This window comes from Streptomyces sp. NBC_00727 (genome assembly GCF_045161745.1).
Lineage (GTDB): Bacteria > Actinomycetota > Actinomycetes > Streptomycetales > Streptomycetaceae > Streptomyces.
Window position 1 is genome coordinate 472291 of the sequence record NZ_CP108981.1, and the last position, 20563, is coordinate 492853.

Genomic DNA, 20563 nt, shown 5'->3' on the forward strand with positions numbered 1-20563 from the left:
GGTCGGTGAGCGCGGTGGGGCCCGAGCCCAGCGGGTGCCTCCGGCGGGCGGGTGTCCGTCAGCGCCGGCGGACGTGGGTGGTGACGAAGGTGTAGCCGCGGGGCAGTTCCCATCCGTCGGCCTTTCCGACGCGGCGGCAGTTCGCGCGGTAGGCGGCGCGCTGTGCTTCGCTCGGTTCCCCTCCCGGAGGCAGTCTCCGCAGGAACCCGTGGACGACGTACTCGACGCCCGCGCCTTGGGGAAGCCCGCTGCTTCCCGAGCCCGGTCGCGGTACGACGACGGGGTTGGGCGCGTAGCCCACGAGGAGGATGCGGGGCTCGCCGTCGAGAGGGGGGTGATGGGGCTCGCCGTCCGCACCGCGGCTGCCGACGTCGGTGTAGAGGTGTCGCTCGGCGACCAGTTCCTCCAGGGCCCGCTCCACATCGGTGACTTGGTGGGGAGCGGGTGAGGCGTCATAGATTCCCCCGGGCAGTGCGTCGCGGTCGAGCAGGGCGTGGCCGTCGGGCGTGAGCCGGCCGAAACGTCGTACGGCGCGCAGCACCAGTCGCTTGTCGTCGAGCCCGGCAGGCGAGTCGCCGTCACGGGCGCTCCCCGGAGCACCATCGCGGGTCAGCACCTGCGGGTCGTACTGGTGGGTGAACAGCTGTCCGTCGATGTCGACGGGCTCCTCCAGTTCGACGGTGGACAGCCTGAAGACCGTGCCGCCGCGCGGCCACTGGAGCTGCAGGCGGAGTCCGGGGAAGAAGTCGATGGGCCATTGGACGGTGTGGAGCATCCCGGTTTCGCCGGTGACGTCCAGCGCCACCTGTTGCACTTCCTCGGACGGGTCGATCTCGACGCCGGGGTGGCGGACCTCCAATCGTACGGTGACGCGTTCCGGTCCGAGATACGCCAGTGCGTCCCGGACCATCCGGTTCAGCGGCAGCCTGTCCTCCAGCAGGTGGGCCAGGCGCAGCGGCTGTTGCCAGCAGACTTCGCTGTCGTTGATCCGGAGGTAGTGCCCGAGGCCGATCCTCTCCTCGTCGGTGAGGCGAGCGTCGACAAGGGGAGCGTCGGCAGGAGGGATCTCGGCGGCCGGGACATCAGCGGGTTCCTCGTCCTCGTGGGTGCCCTGCGGAGGCTCGGCGGCGCGAGGCGCGGGCGGGGCGATCGTGTCGCGCCAGCCACGTCCCGCCGGGACCAGGGGGTCGCTGCCGTCCGCCTCATCCGAGCCGGGGTGGTGGGAGCGCCAGATGCCCCCGCTCTCGAAGCTGTCGTCCAGGGTGATCCGCACGTCGCTGCCATTGAGCAGGCCGTCGTCGGTCTCGCCGCGGAGGAAGTCCGCCACCGCGAGGTTGGCCCGGCAGACCGAGACGGCGTACTCGGTGCCGGTCATCAGTGGTTCGACGCCCGCCACACCGCGCAGCCAGGGAGCGATGGCGGTGTACGCGGTCCGGGCGCCGCTCAGGCCGCGCCGGCGGAGGGTGCTGGGGGTGGCCGCGCGCTCGAGGGAGCCGGCGAGGGAGTACAGGTCCGCGTCGCCCAGCGGTCCGTCCTGGCACAGTCCGGCCCCGATGCGCGCGCGGGTCAACGCGTAGGGGCCCCAGCTGCGCAGGCTGTCGGCCGTCCGCAGAGCGTGAGCGATCACGTCCAGCAAGCCGGTGAGGGCGGCTCGCAGCCGCTCCTCGTCGTCACCGTCGGCGAGATGGGCGACGGATACGGGGACGAGAGGGCTGAGGAGCCAGTCCTTCTGGTCGGAGAGGAGGTAGTCCATGAAGGCCGTCGTGTCGTCGCGGGCGGCCTCCCCATGGGTGGCGTAGCCCGCGTCGACCAGGACATGGCCGTTCTCGTCGAGCCACTTTCCCCGGGTCCGCAGTCTTTTGAGCTTCGTGTCGTCGAGTTCGAGTGCGGGGCCGAAAGCAGTGAAATCGGGCACAAGCAGTTCTCTGCGTACGGGGGACTCCGCCGGCTGTTCCTCGGGGCCTTGAGCAGCGGACGGTGCTCCCGACACCCAGGCCGGCACCTCGCCGTCCTCCCGGATCGCGGGATGACGGCCCTCCTTGTAGACGACCTCTGCATACAGCGGGTCGGAGCCCGTCCTGATCCGCACGAGCGCGCCGACAGGACGGGACGCCCCCTCGTTCCCCAGGGTGAGGACCGGGAAGGCGTCGAGGTCGAACGCCCCGTTTCCGTAGCCCTCTCCACCGGTTTCGTAGCCGAAGTACGCGGCGTTGAAGGCGACCGCCGTATGCACCGGGCAGTTGCGGTCGGCGACGACCGCCTCCAGGTAACGGCGGAGCCTGGCCACCTCCTTCGGAGGTGCGGTCCGGTGTCCGGCGGTCATTCCTGAGGTGAGCACGGGGCGGCCCACATAGGGCCGCCAGATGTCCGTACCGTCCGTGTCCGTCACGCTCCTGTGTCCTCCCTTGCGACGGCCCCCGGCGCTCGTCGTGCCGGGCGGATCGCGCGCCAGAGGCCGTCCGGTCCTTCGGCGGCGACCCCGCCCCCGGCCAGTCGCGTCAGGCCGGCACCGACCGCGGCGTAGGGGAGGTCGGCACGGCCTCCGAAGTGACGGCTTTCCCGCAGGACCTTGGGCAGGAGGATCATCTTGTGGTGCCTCGGGCTGTAGGAGGACTCGTCACCGCGTAGCGCGTGCCAGAGTCTGCGGGGATGGGCTCCTGCCGGTTGAAGCTGCAGAAGCCGGTGGATCTGAAGGTCGATGCGCTGTTCGCGCAGTCCCGTGTCGGTACGGGCGTTGCCGTGGGGGCGGCTGTAGAAGGCGTCCGCGACGGCGGGACGCCGTTCGTCCACAGGCTGGTCTCCGGTGTTCCAGCAGGCGGAGCAGCGGCAGCCGGCGGTGGTGCAGCAGCCTTCCGGGAGGTCGCTGACGCCGAAGTAGTCGCCGAAGACCCGTTGGGCGCAGACGGTGGTCGCCTCGAAGAAGCGCCTCAGTTCGGCCAGTTCCGCCGCGGCTCGGCTGCCGCGCCGGGACAGCAGTGGAAGATAGCCGTCGGGGAGGGTGTCCGTGTGCACGGTGAGACCGGTGACGAGACGTCGGCTCGGCGCTGCGGAGACATCCAGCAGCCCTCGGTCGTGGAGGTCGGCGAGGAGTTCCCAGGTCGCCGCAGGGCCGTCGGCGATGGACCGGTAGTCGGGGCAGCAGATGGCGAGTTCCCGGTCGAGCGCCTGGACGTCCACCTTGGCCGGGGTGTCCCAGGACAGGGCTATGTCGACGGCGGCCCACTCGATGCGTGCAGGATCGGTCGGCTGCCCGCCGGGCTGATCCACCGAATGCGATGGCGGCCCGAGGTCGCCCGGCTTGATCGCGCAGTAGGGAGGGTGGTCGCCGAGGTCCTCCACCGCCCCGAGGTCGGCGAGGGCGCTGAAGGCCCGCATGACGCCGCTCCGGTAGCGGTCCTGGGTGTACCGGTCCTCCAGGTCGGCTTCGCTCAGCTCACCGGTGGCGGCGTCGTCGGCCATCAGGGCCTCGGCCAGCCGCACCGGGTCGAGCGTTCCGCCGCGCTCCGCGAGGACGAGATGGCCCGCGCGCCGAAGCACGAAGGCCGGCAGTTCCTGGCCGGTCATGAAACGGACCAAGCGCATGCCCCGACTCGTAGCGAGGGCGAGGCCGCTGTTGACGGGGGTGGGGGCGGCCGGGTCCCTGCGTACGGCGTCCCGTCCCGCCCTGCCGATCTGCTGGTACAGAGCGGCCAGGTCGGTGGGCGGGGACACGCACATCACGGTGCGGACATCGGGCCTGTCGACGCCGAGTCCGAACGCGGAGGTGGCCACGACGACCAGGGGGCGGAACCCGTCGTCGTCCTCGCGCGGGGCTTCGCGGAACTCATTCATGGCGGCCGCCTTCTCCGCCTCGGTGAGGCGACCGTGGAACCGCAGGACGCGGGCGCCGGCGTCGCCGACGTACTCGCGGAGATGCGTGTAGAGCGTGTTGACCTCTTTGACGGTGAGGCAGTAGAGGATGGCGTGGCCTTCCAATGCGTCGACGACACGCTCGGCCAGGCCCGCGACACCTCCCTGTCCGGGCCGGTCCAGAGAACGGCGGAAGACGGCGAGCTCGGGCCGGATGGGGTTCTCCCGGACGGTCAGGAGACCGCCGACGACGCCGTGATGATCCGCTTCGGCGGCCGCCCGGGCCGAACCCGGCGAAGGCACCGCCCCGGGCAGGCCGAACAGTCCCTCGCGCAGTGCCTCGTGTACGGCTCTGTTGGCGGTGGCCGTCACCGCAGTGACGGCCACCCCGTGGTCCCGGCGCAACTCGTCAAGGAACCGGCTGACCCGGCGCATGCTGGGCCGGAAGTCCTCCCACTGCGCAAGCGTGTGGGCCTCGTCGACGGCGATCCTGGTCACCCGGCCGGCCGCCGCGGCTGCCCGTACGATCTCGCGGAAGCGTCGCTGGCACAGGCGTTCCGGGCTGACGTACACCAGGCGTATCCCGAGGTCGGCGCGGCCGAGGAGCTGGTCGGCGACCTCGGTCTTGCCTGCTCTGCTGCTGGACTCCCGCAGTGGGGAGATGAGGGCACGGACCGCTCCGCCGATGGTCCGGTTGAGTTCGAGGGCCTGGTCGTGCATGAGCGCCACGAGCGGGCTGACGACCACGGTGACACCAGGCAGGACCAGGGCGGGCAGCTGGAACGTGAAGCTCTTGCCGAAGCCGGTGGGCAGCAGAGCGAGGACGTTGCGTCCCTCGGCCACGGCGGTGATGACGGCCTGCTGGGCGGGCTTGAGAGCGACGGGTTCGTCGGAGAGCCTGAGCAGACCGCCGATCTGTGCGCAGCGCTCCCGCACCTCCTCGGCGAGCAGGCCCTTGTCGCGCAGCCTGAGGGTCTCGTCGGGAGTCAGCTCCAGCGCGCGGATGCGTCGGGTGTACGGGAGGAGGGTGTGCCGTTCGAGCGCCGGGCCGGTGCACAGCTCTGCGGCCCGGACCGGGTCCAGGATTCCGTGGGCGGCCATGAACTCCCAGATACGGCGCCACCCTTCGGCCATGGTGGTGACATTGCCGCCGCCGACCTCGCCGCTGTCCGGGTCGGGGCGCCGCAGACCCTCGTCGAGGCTGCCGAGGAAGGCCCGCCGGTAAGAGCGGCGCAGGCTGCTCTGTCCGCCGAGTTTGCGGTCGCTGATGATCACGACTCCGCGGTGCCGGTCGGAGCGGATGAGCCGACCGACCGCCTGTCGAAGCTGAAGGGCGGCGAGCGGCAGGTAGTAGTGCTCGGTGGCGGCGCCCTCGGGGTCGGGGTGACCCGACTGGGCCGCCCGCTCGGCGACGGCCGCGCGCCGGGCTTCGACGATCGGGGCGGCGAACGGCGCGAAGGGCAGCTTGTTGATCCAGACGAGGTTGAGCCGCGCGGGGTCGGAGACGTCGACCCCCTGCCAGAGACCCTTGGTGCCGACGAGGAATCCTCCACCGTCCCGCCGGTCAGTGAACGCCTGGTAGGCGCGGCTGTTGCCGAGGGTGAGTGCTTCGACGACCGGTGTGTCCAGGCCGCGCGAGCGCAGTTCCTCGACGAGGTGGAAGCCGATGCCGGCGGCGGTCGAACGCGCGGTGGTGAGGATCATGCCGCCGCCGTCGAAGCCGTTTCCGTCCGGGCGTTCCCGTGTCACCTCGGTGGCGAATCCGGCCGCCTGATGCGCCACGGTACGCATTGCGCCCTCCTCCTGTTCGGCCCAGGACGGAAAGTCGGAGAAGCAGACCACCTCGGCCTGGGTGCTCAGGTCGAATGGGGAAGGCAGCGCGATCGCCGGCAGGTCCTGCGGGAGCCCCAGCCTGTCGAGGACGAAGTCCCACTCCCCTGCGACGCGCAGGGTCGCGGAGACGTAGTGGACGCGGTCGAACGACTCCAGGTAGCGCCGCCACTCCGGGTCGGCGGGCAGGTCGACGGGGCTGGTGGCGATGCGGAAGCGGTAGGAGCGCAGCTCCGTCTTCGGCTCGGCAAGTTCCTCCAGGTGAACGACGCGGGAGGGGAGGTGCTCGTCCAGAGTGCGGGCGGGATCGAGGAAGTCACCCAAGTCCGAGGTGATCCGGCCGAGGGCCGTGGTGAGGGTGTCGGTGTGCAGGGCGATCGCGTCGAGGCGCTCGCGGACCAGCGGGTCGAGAGAGGTGGCATTCTGGGCGACGTACCGCTCCAGGGTGATGCGACAGCCCACGAGTTCCCGGGCGACGCGCTCCAGGAGCAGCGACAGCCGTCGGGTGTCCCGGGTGCCGGAGGTGCCAGTGTGGGGGCCGGCGAGCGTGGTCGCCCGGTTGCCGATCCGCACGCCCACTCCCTTGGCCCGGGCGTCGAAGGCCAGGGCCGCGAGCTTGGGGAGCCGTTCGTCGTCGAGCAGCCGTTCCAGTTCCGTGGTCACGGTGAGGCCCCGCTCCCGGTCCGGGCCGGGACGGGCGTCGGCCACCCAGGCGAGGTGCTCGGCCAGTGCCTCCTCGAGGTCCTGGTAGTCCACGGCGACGGTCAGCGCGGTGGTGGCGGCGTTCTCCAACTCGTGTGCCTCGTCGAGGACTAGAAGGACGTTCGGACCGGCGGCACGGAGGTCGTCCAGATGGGAGAGGACCAAGGCGTGGTTGGCGAGGATGAGGCGGTGGCTGCCGATGGCCTCACGGACCGTGTCCGTGTGCGCGGTGAGGGGATTGCCCGCGGCGGGACCATAGTCGCCGTCGCGCTGGGAGAGCGACTCCAACCAGAAAGGGAGCGCAGGGCCCATGTAGTCCGTACAGAAGGCGGGCAGATCCACCGGGTCGACGGACCTCGCCGTCCAGGACCGAGGGGCCTCCTTGGACGCGATCAGCCGCAGGGCCAGCAGGACGGCCAGCTCACGAAAGCAGGGGGCCGGTTGCCGGCGGGCCCGGCCTCGGCGCGGTCCCTGGGACGCCCGCGCACGTGTGGCATCAGCGAGCGCCTTGGTGAGGGCGGCGAGAGAGAGACGGTTGGACCGTCCCTTGACCAGGTCGGTGACGTCCAGGACCCCCGGCAGTCCCCGCTCCAGGTCCTGGACGTCCTTCGCCATCTGGCTCTGGAGCTGCTTGGTATACGTGGCGATGACCGCCGTGCGGTCATCGCCACCGGCAAGCCAGTCCAGCGCCGCAGCGAGCACCGCGTAGCTCTTGCCGGTGCCGGTGGGGGCTTCCAGCAGCCCGCTGAGGCCGTCGCTGGTCCACTGATGCAGGGTTGCCGTCATGCGCTGCTGAGCGGGTCGGGGTTCGACATGGGGGCCGTGCACGACGCGGGCGAGAGCGGTCGCGTCGACCCTGCCGTCGGGCCCCCGAAGCGCGGCCGGGACGAGGACGGCGCCACGGCCGGGCATCCGGCCGTCCGTGTTCCGGCGCGGCGGATGCTGTGCGACCTCCGCTCCCAGGAGGCGGGCCACGTCCGTCTGCTCCCAGATGTGGAGTTCCCGGGCGGAGGCCCGCTCCCCCTCGGTGAGCTCCCGCAGCAGCCGCCATGCGTCGGAGTCGGGGCAGGCGTCGGCGACGAGGGCACGCAGTTCTGGGGCCTTCTCCGCGAATTCAGCCGCGGCCCGCTCCAGGAGACGGACGAGGAGGGCGGCGTCACCGTCCGCGGTGTGCGCGCGCGGCCGTGCTTCACGAGGACCGGGTGCCGGGGCCAGGTCCTGGAGCCGGTGAGAGGGAGCCGTCGGCCACATCGCATGGGCGAGGTACAGCGTGTCGACGAACCGTACGGCGGCGAGCGGATCTTCGACACCGGCTTCCGACGCCGCCTGACTGACGACGGGGAAGTCCAGGACTGTGCCGTTGTGGGCCACGACGACATCGGCGTCCGCGAGGATGTCGCGCAGCTCCGCCCATGCCCGAGCGGCGTCGACACCCCTGTTCAGTACCGCGTCCCGCACGGGCCCATCACGCAGTTCGTCGCCGTCGCCCGGAAACCTGACATACCGCTGCCAGCGGGGACGCGCCGCTACCCATTCGCCATCCGCGCCGAACCGAACGGCAGCCACGTCGTAGACATGACGCCGAACGTAGGGTGCGGTGGCGGTGGTGCGTACGACGCTCTCGATGTCAAGCGCGACGGCCCTGAGGACAGATCTTCCAGGGAACACCCCGCCCTCGGAGTCCGTCAGGTCGGAGGTCTTCGTACTGTCGTCCGGGGGCCTCGTGGCGTTCGCGGACGCCTGGTCACCGGGAGGGTTCTCCGGGGCGGCGCCGGGCAGGAGGCGGTCGCCGTCCACCCGCAGCAGACCCCCGGCGACGGCCTCGGCGATCAGCTTCGCGAGCCTGGGCTCGGGCAGCCCCGGAATCCGCCGGGTCGCCTCCGCCGCGAGATCCCGCCGCGAGATCCCTGGAGCTAACTCCCGCACCAGCGCCACGATGCGCCGCGCCGCAGGGGAGACCGCTCGCGCCCCGCCCATGAGTACTCCTCTCCCGCGAGGTTCCTGACCGGCGCTCCACCACCGCCGGCGCCAAGAACCCGCCCCCACCCCAAGGGAAACAGGCACATGCCCCCGGCACCATTTATGTCATCTTTGTCCGACAGAGTGAAACCCCTGTGATGATCGAATATTTGATCAATCATTCTCCGAGGCCACGAGCCGGCCCAGGCCCTCATGGATCGGAGCCTCGTTCCAGGGCCACGCCTGACAGTCTGCCGCCATCACTGAGCATGAACGCGTGTCGCGGCGATTCACGATGCCGTGGACAAGGACAACCAGGACGAGGCTAGCGAGGATCGCCTTACCGTGCTGGAGGCTTCGGTTATCCGTCCCGTGAGGAGTTGCATGACTGCTGCCCCAGATGCCGCCATGACCGAACCGACTGCCGCCGAGCGGGGCCGCTCGGTGCCCGCCCGGGCCGCTCCCCCCTCTCTCACCACTGACGGCAGGACTACGGCCTGATCGGCCTGCACTCTGTCGACGCAAGGGCCGGACCCACCTGCGCCCCCGTCCGTGCCAGCGGGTATCGGCGTCAGCAGAGGCGAGGCACGGTGGCCCGGGTTCACCACGAGGTCGGCCAGTCCGAGCGATACGAGGTCGTTGACGACGCGCTGGACGTTTTGACACCTGATGCCCAGACGCCGCGCGGCCTGGGGCAGTGAGCGGCCTCTCCCTAGTCAGCACCAAGTCAGCACGGGGAGGGGTAAAGAGGAGTGATGACGTGGGCTTTCAGTCAGCACGGAAGTCAGCACCGCACCGCCAAATCACGCCACATCAGGGCAACAGAGACAGCTGCTCCCATAGCGCTCCCGGGCCCGCTAGAAGGCCCGCGGGGGGCTGCCATGGTGGCTGAGCGCACTCGTCCACCTTGCACTATGGTGTCCCGCCACATACGCCCCTGACCTGCCCCTTCCTACGGTGTGGCGACACGTCCCCGTCCCCGCCGACCGCCCGGAAGTGGTACCCATGGCCGACGCAGCATCCGCTCCCCCACCGCCCTCGCACCTCCGGCGCATCGTCGCCGCCAGCCTCATCGGCACGACCGTCGAGTGGTACGACTTCTTCCTCTACGGGTCAGCGGCCGCGCTGGTCTTCAACAAGCTGTTCTTCCCCGACTCCGAACCTCTCGTCGGCACCCTGCTGTCCTTCCTCACCTACGCGGTCGGCTTCGCCGCCCGGCCCGTCGGGGCGCTGGTGTTCGGGCACTACGGCGACCGGCTCGGGCGCAAGAAGCTGCTGGTGCTGAGCCTGCTGATGATGGGCGGGGCGACCTTCGCGATCGGGCTGCTCCCGACGCACGCGACCGTCGGGGTCGCCGCGCCCGTGCTGCTGACGCTGTTGCGGCTGGTGCAGGGGTTCGCGCTCGGTGGTGAGTGGGGCGGGGCCGTCCTGCTGGTGTCGGAGCACGGGGACGCGGAGCGGCGCGGGTTCTGGGCGTCGTGGCCGCAGACCGGTGCCCCGGCCGGACAGTTGCTGGCCACCGGGGTGCTCTCCGCACTCACCGCGCTGACCTCGGACGCGGCTTTCGAGTCGTGGGGCTGGCGCATCCCCTTCCTGCTGTCCGGGGTACTCGTGATCCTCGGTTTGTGGATTCGTCTCTCTGTCGACGAATCGCCGCTGTTCAAGGAGGCGTTGGCCCGTGCCGACGAGCGGAAGACCGCTTCCGGGGCGGCCGAGAAGACGCCGGTCGTGGCGGTGCTGCGGGACCACTGGCGCGATGTGCTGGTCGCCATGGGCGCCAGGATGGCGGAGAACATCAGCTATTACGTGATCACCGCGTTCATCCTCGTCTACGCGACGACCGCCGCCGACCTGAGCAAGCAGACGGCGCTCAACGCCGTGCTCATCGCCTCGGCCTTCCACTTCGCCGTGATCCCGATGTGGGGCGCGCTCTCCGACCGGGTGGGGCGCAAGCCCGTCTATCTGGTGGGCGCGGTCGGTGTGGGGCTGTGGATGTTCCCGTTCTTCGCGCTGATCGACACCCGCGGTTTCGGGAACCTGCTGCTCGCCGTCACGGTCGGGCTGTTCTTCCACGGGGCGATGTACGCGCCGCAGGCGGCGTTCTTCTCGGAGCTCTTCGCGACCCGGATGCGCTACTCGGGCGCCTCGATCGGCGCGCAGTTCTCGTCCGTCGCGGCGGGCGCGCCCGCGCCGCTCATCGCCACGGCCCTGCTCGCCGACTTCGACAGCTCGACGCCCATCGCCCTGTACGTGATCGCCGCCTCGCTGCTCACGGTGCTGGCCCTGGTCTGCGCGAAGGAGACCCGGCACCGCAACCTCGCCGAGGTCGGACCCGGGTCCGACACCGCGGCCGCGGCGCCCCGGGACGCCGCGCACAGCGTCTGATCCGGGCAAACGGAGGAGCCGGGCGGGCCGCATGCGGTCCGCCCGGCTCCCTCGCGTCGCCACTACTGCGGGACGCCTGACTCGAACCAGGTGGGTCCGTCGGTCAGCGCCTGCTTGATCCGCAACAGCGCGAAATCGGCCAGGTCGGGCAGCGCGTCCACATGGAACCAGCCCACCTCCAGCGACTCGTCGTCGTTGACGCGGGCCGTGCCACCGGTGGCACGGCAGCGGAAGGTGATGTCGAGGAACTGGCAGCGGTCGCCGTTGTCGTACTGGACGGGTGGCAGCGCCTGGGTGAGCACGACCCGCTCCGCGACGCAGCGCACGGCGGTCTCCTCGTACACCTCGCGCTCCGCCGTCAGCGCGGGCTGCTCGCCCGGCTCGGAGATGCCGCCGATCACGGACCACTCGCCGGTGTCGGCACGCCGGCCGAGGAGCACTCTGCTCTCGTCGTCGAAGACGACGGCGGTGACGCCGGGCAGCAGAAGCAACTGCTGCCCGGCGGTGGCACGGATCTCGCGGATGAAGTCAGGAATGGCCATGTGCCGACCCTATGCGGCGCGCCGCCCGTTCAGCGGACCCGCCGGGCACGCACCGCCAGCGCGCCCGCCCAGCCGAGCGCGCCGAGCGCGAGGAGGATCAGGACGCCCTCGGGCAGCGGTCCCATCCGGGTCGCCGGGGTCAGCGAGGAGCGCAGCGGCACCTCGTCGACCAGGGCGTCCGGGGTGAACATCTTCGTCTTCTCGACCACCGTGCCGTCCGGGCGGATGATCGCGCTGACCCCGCTGGTGACGGGGACGACGACGGACCGGCTGTGCTCGACGGCGCGCACCCGGGACATCGCGAGCTGCTGGTAGGTCATCTCGCTGCGGCCGAAGGTAGCGTTGTTGCTGGGGACGGCGATCAGCTGGGCGCCGTGCTCGACCGTGTCGCGTACGGCGTCGTCGAACGCCGCCTCGTAGCAGGTGACGAGTCCGGTGTAGGTGCCCGCGAGGTCGAAGACGCCCACCTTCTTGCCGGGGCCGAAGTCGCGCTGCACGCGGTCGACGTCCGAGCTGAAGAGGCGTACGAACGACCGCATCGGCATGTACTCGCCGAAAGGCTGGATGTGGCGCTTGTCGTACGTGGCGACCGGGCCCTTGTCCGGGTCCCACTGGATGAGGGTGTTGCGCAGGGGGCCCGTGTCGGGCTCGACGACCGCGCCGATGACGGTCGGGGCCTTGATCGCCTTGACGGCGTCGTCGATGACGATCCGCGCGTCCGGGTTGCGGTACGGGTCGAGGTCGGAGGAGTTCTCCGGCCACAGCACGAAGTCCGGCTGCGGGACCTTGCCGGCCTTCACGTCCCGGGCGAGCTGTTCCGTACGCTTCGCGTGGTTGTCCAGGACCGCGCGGCGCTGGGAGTTGAAGTCGAGGCCCAGGCGGGGCACGTTGCCCTGGATCGCGGCGACGGTCGCGGTGCCGTCCTCGGCCGAGTCGTCCACGAGCGGCAGCGCGGCGAAGGCCGCGGCCACCGGTACGAGGACGGTCGCCGCCGCCACGGCGGTCGCCGCGAGACGCAGTTCGCCGGTGGCCCGGTGGTGGACGAAGCGGCGTACCGCCTCGAAGAGGCCGAAGCCGCAAAGCACCACGGCGAAGGAGAGCAGCGGGGTGCCGCCGAGCGCGGCGAGCGGCAGGAAGACGCTGTCCGCCTGGCCGAAGGCGATCTTGCCCCAGGGGAAGCCGCCGAACGGCACCCGGGCGCGGACCGCCTCGTCCAGCGTCCAGACAGCGGCCGCCCACAGCGGTCCGCCGGGGAGCCGGGAGACGGCGGAGATGCCGATGCAGCCGACCGCGATGAACAGCGCCTCGGCCGCCGCGAGGGCCAGCCACGGCACCGGGCCGACCTCCTCGCCGGTCCAGTGCAGCAGCGGCAGCATGAAGCCGAGCCCCGCGAGCAGCCCGAGCCCGAAGGCGGCGCGCGCCCGGCGTTCGAACAGCACCCAGCCGAGCAGGGCGAACCCGGGCAGAACCAGCCACCACAGGGGGCGGGGCGGGAAGCTGAGATACAGCATCACGCCGGAGATGACGGCGGCCCCGGGCCGTACGAGGCGCTTCGGCAAGCCGCCTTTCCCGGGGGCGGGGGCGGGGCTCTGCGGTTCGCCGACCTGGGCGATGGTGGTGCTCACCCGGCGGAGTCTACGGTGACCGGCTGCCCGCGGGGGAGCCCCGTCCTGATGGCGGAATCCCGACCACCGCATCATTTCTCCGCATCTTCCGCCCATATGCGCGGCGTGGCCGTTAACCTGTGCGCCAGTCCCCCGCCGACGGGCCGGCTCCGGCCCTGGCGTACGGGACGGTCACAGGCCGGGGGACGGACGTGATGGCTGAAACAGAGCGGCGGGGGCCCGATGGCCGTGCGTCCGGAACCGGGCGGGACTTCGCGGAGACGCCCGGGAACCATTCCGCTTCCGATGCCGCCGGCTCCCTGATCCTCGCCGCCTGTGCGATCTGGTCCCTGATCAGCGCGGCGGGCCGCGAGACCCGGCCGGAGGGGGTGCTGCTGGCGCTGCTCGCCGTCGCGGCGGGCTTCGCCTGCGGGCGGATCTGCGGCACGCTGCTGCCGGTGGTCACCGCGGCGGGCGCGGCGCTGGTGGCCCTGCTCCTGGCTCTCGCCTGGCGGCACGGCATGCCGGGTGCGACGGCCACCGCGGACCAGACGCCCGGGCAGACCGGTGCCGCCGCCGCGTTGCTGGTCCTCGCCGCCGGTGCCGCCTGCTGCGCGGCGGCGGCCGCGGGGAAGGGTCCGTGGCGCACGGTCCTGCGGCTGCTGGCCCTCGGGACGGCCGGTACCTCGCTCGCGCTGGACTCGGTGGCGGGATTCGCTGCGGCCCTGGGGGTGCTGGTGTGCTCACTGGCCGCCGCCCGGACGCGGCGCCGTCTGCTGGGTCTCACCGGCCTCGCGCTGGTGGCCGGGCTGATCGTCGGGGCCTCGTGGGCGGTGGCCGAGGAGGTGCTGCCCGAAGGGCTCACGGTCTCCCTGGAGGGTCAGCTCACGCGGAACCGGGTCGATCTGTGGCAGGACGCGGCGCGGCTGGCGGAGCAGCATCCGGTGCTCGGGACCGGTCCCGGCCGTTTCGACGAGCTGAGCCCGACCGCGCAGCAGAGCCTAGGTTCGGACGGCAAGCCGCACTCGGCGCCCTGGCAGCAGGCCGCCGAGCAGGGGGTCGTGGGGGTGGTGCTGCTGGGCGCCGCGTTCGGCTGGCTGCTGTACGCGCTGTGGCGCTCGCCGCGCCCCACGGCGGTGGTCCTGACGGCGGGCGCGACGCTCACGGCCCTGGCGGCGCTGGCGAGCGTGGGCAACGCGCTGAGCTTCACCCCGGTGACGGCGGGCGCGGGGCTGCTGGCCGGGCTGGCGTCGGCGAGGCGGCCGATCGGGGCCGACGGGCCGGGCGGACCGCCCGCGGAGGTCAGGCCCCGGCCGGGAAGCCCGAGGACGGCAGATGCAGGCGGGCGCGGATGAACCGTACGCCCGCCTCGGCGTCGTCCACCGTGATGGTGAAGGTGCGCCCGTCGCCGAGCCGCAGCACCAGCCCCTCGCCCCGGCGCACGACCACGGCCGTGCCCTTCTCGGGGCGCCAGCGATAGCCCCAGCCGCCCCATTGCCGGGGGGTCACCTGGGGCGCGAACTCGGCGGCCACCACATGGGTGAGCAGGATGCGGCGGCGCGGCAGCCCCATGTGGCCGCAGCGCACCTCCAGGGCGTCGCCGTCGACGCGGACGGCCACGTTCACGAAGGCGAGGGTGCCGAACAGCATGAGCAGGCCGGCGGCCACGCAGCCGATCACCGACATCAGCAGCGGGGCGATGCCGGAGGCCCAGTTGGAGCTGACCGCGAGCTGGATGCCCAGGGCCAGGCAGGCGGCGCCCAGGGCCGCGAGGACCCACTGGGTGCGGTTGGTGGCCCGGCCGACCCAGACCTGCGAGTGGGTTCCGGTTCCGGTGCGCTTCGGCTCTCGGGCGTGCTCCCTCATGCCCAGCAGCGTACTGAAGAACGTGCGCGCGAGGGGTTCCGGCGGGACGCCGGGAGGTCAGTGGACGGAGCCGACGGCGGCCAGTCCACGCCCTTCCGGGTAGGCCAGAGCGGCCTGCGGCAGCTCTGCGGCGCGTCCGCTGAGGATGACCGCGATGGACGAGGAGGGTTCGGCCGACGGAGCGGGTCCGGCACCGATCCGGCGCAGCGCCTGGGCGGCGACGGCGTCGGCTGATCCGTGCAGGGCGACCGGGGGCCGGCCCGGCGTGCCGACGGCGGTGCGGATGCGCTCGGCGACGAGCTCGTAGTGGGTGCAGCCGAGGACGACGGCCCGCACGTCGGGCGGGGTGAGCGCGGCGGCGGCGGCGATCGCCTTCTCGATGCCGGCCTCGTCCGCGTACTGCACGGCGTCGGCCAGTCCGGGGCAGGGCACCTCGGTGACGGCGGCCGACCCGGCGAAGTCGCTGATCAGCCCGCGCTGGTAGGGGCTGCCGGTGGTGGCTGGGGTGGCCCAGATCGCGACGGAGCCGCCGGCCGCGGCGGCGGGCTTGATCGCCGGGACGGTGCCGATGACGGGCAGGCCCGGTTCCAGCTCGGCCCGAAGGGTCTCCAGCGCGTGCACGGAGGCGGTGTTGCAGGCGACGATCAGCGCGTCGGGCCGGTGCTCGGCGGCGGCCCGGGCCACCGCGAGCGCGTGGGCCTTCACGCCCTCGGGGGCGCGGCCCCAGGGCATGTTGTCGGGATCGGAGGAGAGCACCAGATCGGCGTCCGGCCTCAGCCGGCGTACTGCGGCGGCGGCGGCGAGCAGTCCGATTCCGGAGTCCATGAGCGCGATCTTCACCCGGTCACCATAGTCGACCACCCTTGCGGTCCCCGCTCAGTGGTGCAGACTTCCGCCAATGAGCGCCGTTGCCTGGATCGCCGTGGGTTCGCTTGTCGCATGGGTCTGGCTGCTGCTGGGCCAGGGGTTCTTCTGGCGCACCGACCAGCGGCTGCCGAGCCGCGCGGATCCGGAGGGCTGGCCCTCGGTCGCGGTCGTCGTGCCCGCGCGCGACGAGGCGCAGATGCTGCCGGTCAGCCTGCCGTCGCTGCTGGCGCAGGACTACCCGGGGGCCGCCGAGGTCTTCCTGGTCGACGACTGCAGCAAGGACGGCACGGGGGACGTCGCCCGCGCCCTGTCCGTGCGGTACGGGGGCCTGCCGGTGACCGTGGTCTCGCCCGGTGAGCCCGAGCCCGGCTGGACGGGCAAGCTCTGGGCCGTACGCCACGGGATGGCGCTGGCCCGTACCCGGGAGCCGGAGTACCTGCTGCTCACGGACGCCGACATCGCGCACGAGCCGGACAGCCTGCGGGAGCTGGTGGCGGCAGCGGAGTCGGGCGGCTTCGACCTGGTCTCGCAGATGGCGCGGCTGCGGGTGGCGAGCGTCTGGGAGCGGCTCGTCGTGCCGGCGTTCGTCTACTTCTTCTCGCAGCTCTATCCGTTCCGGTGGATCAACCGGAAGGGCGGCCGGACCGCCGCCGCGGCGGGGGGCTGTGTGCTGCTGCGGACGGAGGCGGCGGTGCGGGCGGGGGTGCCGGACTCGATCCGGCAGGCGGTGATCGACGACGTGTCGCTGGCCCGTGCGGTACGCCGCTCGGGAGGCCGGATCTGGCTGGGGCTCGCGGACCGGGTGGACAGCGTGCGGCCGTATCCGTGCCTGGCGGATCTGTGGCGGATGGTCTCGCGGAGCGCGTACGCCCAGCTGCGGCACAATCCGCTGGTGCTGCTGGGCACGGTGCTCGGGCTGGCGCTGGTCTACCTCGCCCCGCCGGTGACGCTGGTCGCCGGGGTGCTGGGCGGGGGTGCGGTGGCTGCGTGGGCCGGGGGGCTGGCGTGGGCGGTCATGGTGGGGACGTACATGCCGATGCTCGGCTACTACCGGCAGTCGCTGTGGCTGGCCCCGCTGCTGCCGTTCACCGCGCTGCTGTATCTGCTGATGACCGTCGATTCGGCGGTGCAGCACTACCGGGGCCGCGGTGCGGCCTGGAAGGGGCGTACGTACGCCCGTCCCGAGGCCGCACCGGACCGGTGACCCGGTGGCATCCGGGCGGGGTCACTTGCGGCCGGGGGTCCAGTTCATGCCCCAGCCGTAGGCCTGGTCGATGGTGCGCTGGGGGCTGACGCCGCGCTGCGGCACCAGGTAGCGGGCCTCGCGCTGCACGGTGAGGTCGTTCCCGGTGTTGGTGATGAGCGCGAGCGCGCAGACGGTGGACGGGACCGTGCACTCGTCCAGCGAGAAGTCGATCGGCGCGCCGTGCTGGGGCTGGAGGGTGACCGTGGCGTGCAGGTCGGCGAAGCTGCGCGCTCCCTCGTAGATGGTGACGAAGATCAGGACGCGGCGGAGCTGCGCCTTGTGGTCGAGGTTGATCGTCAGGTTCTCGCCGGTGGAGACGGCGCCGGTGCGGTCGTCGCCGTCGAGCTGGACGAAGGGCGGCTGGTTGAGTGCGCCGAAGGCGTTGCCGAGCGCCTGGACGACTCCCTTGCGGCCGTCGGTCAGTTCGTACAGGGCGCAGAGGTCGAGGTCGAGGTCCGAGTGGTTCGCCACGGCCCGGCCGAGCTTGCTGCCCCATCCCTTGAACTGCTTGCGCACCTCCCAGTTGAGGTTGACGCGCATGGCGCCCGATGTGCCGCCCTGCTTGGTGAGCGAGACGGACGGCGCTTCCTTCGTGAGCGTCACCTTGGTCAGCCGGACGGGCTGAGGGGCGGGCGGCGCCGGAGGTGCCGGCGGGACCGGCGGGGCCACCGGGGGCGCCATCGGTGCGGCGAGCGTCGGCTGGGGCTGCGGAGGCGGCGGGGTGGCCGGGTAGGCCGCCCGGGGCTGATGGGGTTCGTCCACGGAGATCCCGAAGTCCGTGGCGAGCCCCGCGAGTCCGGAGCCGTAGCCCTGGCCGACCGCGCGGAACTTCCAGGCACCCTGGCGCCGGTAGAGCTCGCCGAGGATGAAGGCCGTCTCCACGGTGGCGTCGGAGCTCTCGAAGCGGGCCAGCTCGGCGCCGTTCGCCGCGTCCAGGACCCGTACGTACAGTCCGCTCACCCGCCCGAAGGTGCCGCCGTCCGCGGAAGCGGCCAGCACCACGCGGTCGATGGCCGGTTCCACCCGCGCCAGGTCGACGGCCAGGGTGTCGGTCGCAGCGCCGCCCGCGGTGCGCTTGCCCTCGTGGCGTACCGAGCCGGAGGTGTGGGACGGCTGGTTGTAGAAGACGAAGTCCCCGTCGTTGCGCACCTTTCCCGAGCCGAGGAGAAGGAGCGCGGAGGCGTCCACGTCCGGTGTCCCGGGGGCGGTGCGCCACCCCAGTTCGACACGCACGGCCTGGGCCGCCACTGGGACATTGGTTCCCTTTTGCATGGTCATGCTCGCCCCCATCACGAGTCCGCTGCCGAGATCTTTCCGGGTCAACCTAATGCCGGCCCCGCCACGGAACCACAGAGGTACGTGTCCGGGTGCCCGGAGTCGTGGACGCGGCGACTGTTTTCCCGGGCTTCGGCGTTCTCAGGACCTGATGACCGCCCGCTGGGCGCGCTCACGGCAATTGCGCTTCGGAAATCGGTGAGTTCGAGCGAGGCGCGAATGTCGGGGGCGGACGCGAAGTGCATCTTCTGGCGTACGCGGACGACCCGGCCCTGTTCGTCGATCCACGCCTCCGCGTCGACCGACGTGGCGGGACGGAGATTGCGGCCGACGGTCCGGTCCACCGATTCGATCTGCTTCGGGGTGAGACGGGCCGACACGTGCAGCGGTTCGCTCCCCTGTTCCACCGAAGCACTGTGATCGAGCATGAGGCGCACGAACTGCGGAAGCCGGTCGGTGGGAATGCCGCCCTTGGCCACGGCCGCGGGGAATTCCTGCCACGCGCCGCTCGTTCCCACCGCGCGCCGGTAGACCTTCTGCCGGGTCATCACGACGTCCTCGGTGTACTGGTCGGTCGTGTCCTTCGTACGCCCCGTGAGCGGTGCGTTGAGGTTGATCCGCCCCTCCATGAGCTGGAGCCGCTGCGACCCGGAGCGGGTCACGGCTTCGAGGGCCGCCGAGTAGGGCGCGTCGTCGGCCGCGGCCAGGCGTTCACTCACCGCCTCGCGGCCGCTTTCGGGCCGAGCGGTCGAGTCCGGTGCGCATGCGGTGAGCACCAGTGCGGAGAGCACCGGAATGAGGGTCGCGGTTCGGCGGTGAATCAAGGGGGATTCCTGCGGGTACGGGCCTGGGAAGACAACGATGTTTCGGCAGGTCAGGCTGCCAGAGTGAGGGTAAATCCGATGACCATAAAATTGGGACTCCCCAATCTGCACATCGTGGGCTTAACTTAGGTGTCATGACCTCCCCCCGCTCCACCTACGGTGGCGGCTACTACGCCGCGCCGTCGTTCCCCGACACTCCGATCTACGACTCCTTGGTCGCGGAGCGGGGCACCCCTCAGATCGCACCGATCCGAGTGCCTGCCGCCTACGACACCGGCAACAGCTACCTGCCGGCGCTCCCCGCGGCCCTGCCGGCTCTTCCCGCGGCGCCCTCCCAGCCCCAGCCGTCCTACGGCTACCCGCAGCCGCCCGCGCAGCAGAGCTACGCGCCGATGCAGTCTCCGCAGCTGCAACACGCGCCGGCGCCCTACATCCCGCAGCAGCCGTCCGGCGGCCGGGGGATGTACCAGGCGCCCCCGCCGCAGCAGCAGCGGCCGGCGCCGAGCACGGGCTACGAGTCGATGCGCCCCGCGGCGCCGCGCCCGGCGGCTCCCACGCAGTCGCCGTACGACGATCCGTACGGCCGGCCCTACCAGGGCGGCCGGGGCTACTAGCCGGAGCGCGGCCCGGGGCGTCACGCCTGTCAAAATGGGCGCATGCACCATCCCGAGCTGAGCGCCGTCCGCATTCACCCGGTCAAGTCGCTGGCCGCGTACGCGGTGGGCGAGGCCGTCGTCGAGCCATGGGGACTCGACGGTGACCGCCGCTGGATGCTCGTCGACGCCGGGGGTACGGCCGTCACACAGCGCCAACTGGCCCGCATGGCGCTGGTCTCCGCCGTGCCCGCCCCGGACGGCGGTGTCACCCTGTCCGCGCCGGGGAGGGCGGCCCTGACCGTGGAGGTCCCGGAGCCGGGGGAAAGGGTCGGGGTACGGCTCCACGGCGACCGGGTCGAGGTGGTGGAGGCCGCCGCGGAGGCCCACGCCTGGCTCGGCGACCGCCTCGGCGTGCCGGTACGGCTGGTCCACCTCGACGCCCCGGACCGGCGCCGGCACATCGACACCGTGTACGCGCGGCCGGGCGAGCCCGTCGGCCTTGCGGACGGCTTTCCGCTGCTGCTCACCACCGAAGCCTCACTCGACGCCCTGAACGCGCTCATCGCACGCGGCGACCACCCCGGGGAGGGGCCGCTGCCGATGGACCGTTTCCGGCCCAATGCAGTGGTGAGCGGCACGGAGGCCTGGGCGGAGGACGGTTGGAGCCGGATCGCGATCGGTGACGTGCCGTTCCGCATCGTCAAGCCCTGCGGCCGCTGCGTCATCACGACGACCGACCAGGAGACCGCCGAGCGCGGCAAGGAACCCCTGCGCACGCTCGCCCGCCACCGCCGCGTCGGCGGGCAGCTGCTGTTCGGCCAGAATCTGATCCCCGACGCCCGGGGGGTCATCCGGACCGGCGACCCGGTACGCATACTCGGCTGAGGGTGCCGACGGACGCCGGGAACTCAGGGCGACGGGCCGCGCGTTGAGCACAGTGGGCCGCCCCCACCGCGCGGCCCGGGGCCTTTCCGGCGGATCGGGGCCGGATACGGAAGGGGGTGCGGGACGGTGCGGG

General features: G+C 71.9%; 13 protein-coding genes. 5 read left to right on the forward strand and 8 right to left on the reverse strand.

Translation table 11 applies throughout. From position 1 onward, the window contains the following. Nucleotides 1-58: 58 nt before the first annotated feature. Nucleotides 59-2389 carry a hypothetical protein gene (locus OG242_RS02110; RefSeq protein WP_405896500.1) on the reverse strand — a complete coding sequence of 777 codons (2331 nt, stop codon included), beginning with the start codon at nucleotides 2387-2389 and terminating at the stop codon, nucleotides 59-61. Beyond that, nucleotides 2386-8358, reverse strand: coding sequence for a DEAD/DEAH box helicase (locus tag OG242_RS02115; RefSeq protein WP_405896501.1), 5973 nt, complete (start codon nucleotides 8356-8358; stop codon nucleotides 2386-2388). Before OG242_RS02115 ends, OG242_RS02110 begins: the two co-directional genes overlap by 4 nt. Before the next feature lie 987 nt (nucleotides 8359-9345). Here OG242_RS02115 and OG242_RS02120 point away from each other — a divergent pair. Further along, nucleotides 9346-10725, forward strand: a complete 1380-nt coding sequence (locus OG242_RS02120; protein ID WP_405896502.1) for an MFS transporter — start codon at nucleotides 9346-9348, stop codon at nucleotides 10723-10725. Between the two features lie 62 nt (nucleotides 10726-10787). Here the strand turns inward: OG242_RS02120 and OG242_RS02125 are convergent, their stop codons facing one another. Next, entirely contained in the window at nucleotides 10788-11267 is a 480-nt protein-coding gene (locus tag OG242_RS02125) for an NUDIX hydrolase (RefSeq protein WP_405896503.1), read from the reverse strand. Between the two features lie 29 nt (nucleotides 11268-11296). Then, entirely contained in the window at nucleotides 11297-12892 is a 1596-nt protein-coding gene (gene lnt, locus OG242_RS02130; protein WP_405896504.1) for an apolipoprotein N-acyltransferase, read from the reverse strand. Between the two features lie 194 nt (nucleotides 12893-13086). On the opposite strand from lnt, the gene OG242_RS02135 reads away from it, so the two are divergent. Then, complete coding sequence (locus tag OG242_RS02135) at nucleotides 13087-14226, forward strand: O-antigen ligase family protein (protein ID WP_405896505.1); 1140 nt, start codon at nucleotides 13087-13089, stop codon at nucleotides 14224-14226. On the opposite strand, the gene OG242_RS02140 is transcribed toward OG242_RS02135, so the two are convergent. Further along, complete coding sequence (locus tag OG242_RS02140) at nucleotides 14174-14737, reverse strand: hypothetical protein (RefSeq protein ID WP_405896506.1); 564 nt, start codon at nucleotides 14735-14737, stop codon at nucleotides 14174-14176. The two genes, OG242_RS02135 and OG242_RS02140, sit on opposite strands and share 53 nt — an antisense overlap. Nucleotides 14738-14794: 57 nt before the next feature. Then, a complete protein-coding gene (locus OG242_RS02145) occupies nucleotides 14795-15577 on the reverse strand; it encodes a glutamate racemase (RefSeq protein ID WP_405896507.1) in 783 nt (260 codons plus the stop codon). A gap of 58 nt (nucleotides 15578-15635) precedes the next feature. Between OG242_RS02145 and OG242_RS02150 the strand changes: the two genes are divergently transcribed. Next, on the forward strand, nucleotides 15636-16808 hold the full coding sequence (locus OG242_RS02150; protein ID WP_405896508.1) for a glycosyltransferase: 1173 nt from the start codon (nucleotides 15636-15638) through the stop codon (nucleotides 16806-16808). Between the two features lie 21 nt (nucleotides 16809-16829). Here the strand turns inward: OG242_RS02150 and OG242_RS02155 are convergent, their stop codons facing one another. Next, entirely contained in the window at nucleotides 16830-18140 is a 1311-nt protein-coding gene (locus tag OG242_RS02155; RefSeq protein WP_405896509.1) for a TerD family protein, read from the reverse strand. A 29-nt stretch (nucleotides 18141-18169) separates the two neighbouring features. Beyond that, complete coding sequence (locus tag OG242_RS02160; RefSeq protein ID WP_405896510.1) at nucleotides 18170-19060, reverse strand: hypothetical protein; 891 nt, start codon at nucleotides 19058-19060, stop codon at nucleotides 18170-18172. Nucleotides 19061-19083: 23 nt separating this feature from the next. Between OG242_RS02160 and OG242_RS02165 the strand changes: the two genes are divergently transcribed. Both OG242_RS02165 and OG242_RS02170 read left to right on the forward strand, forming a co-directional pair. Continuing rightward, complete coding sequence (locus OG242_RS02165; RefSeq protein WP_405896511.1) at nucleotides 19084-19563, forward strand: DUF6643 family protein; 480 nt, start codon at nucleotides 19084-19086, stop codon at nucleotides 19561-19563. Nucleotides 19564-19605: 42 nt separating this feature from the next. Next, complete coding sequence (locus OG242_RS02170) at nucleotides 19606-20430, forward strand: MOSC domain-containing protein (protein WP_405896512.1); 825 nt, start codon at nucleotides 19606-19608, stop codon at nucleotides 20428-20430. Nucleotides 20431-20563: the final 133 nt, after the last annotated feature.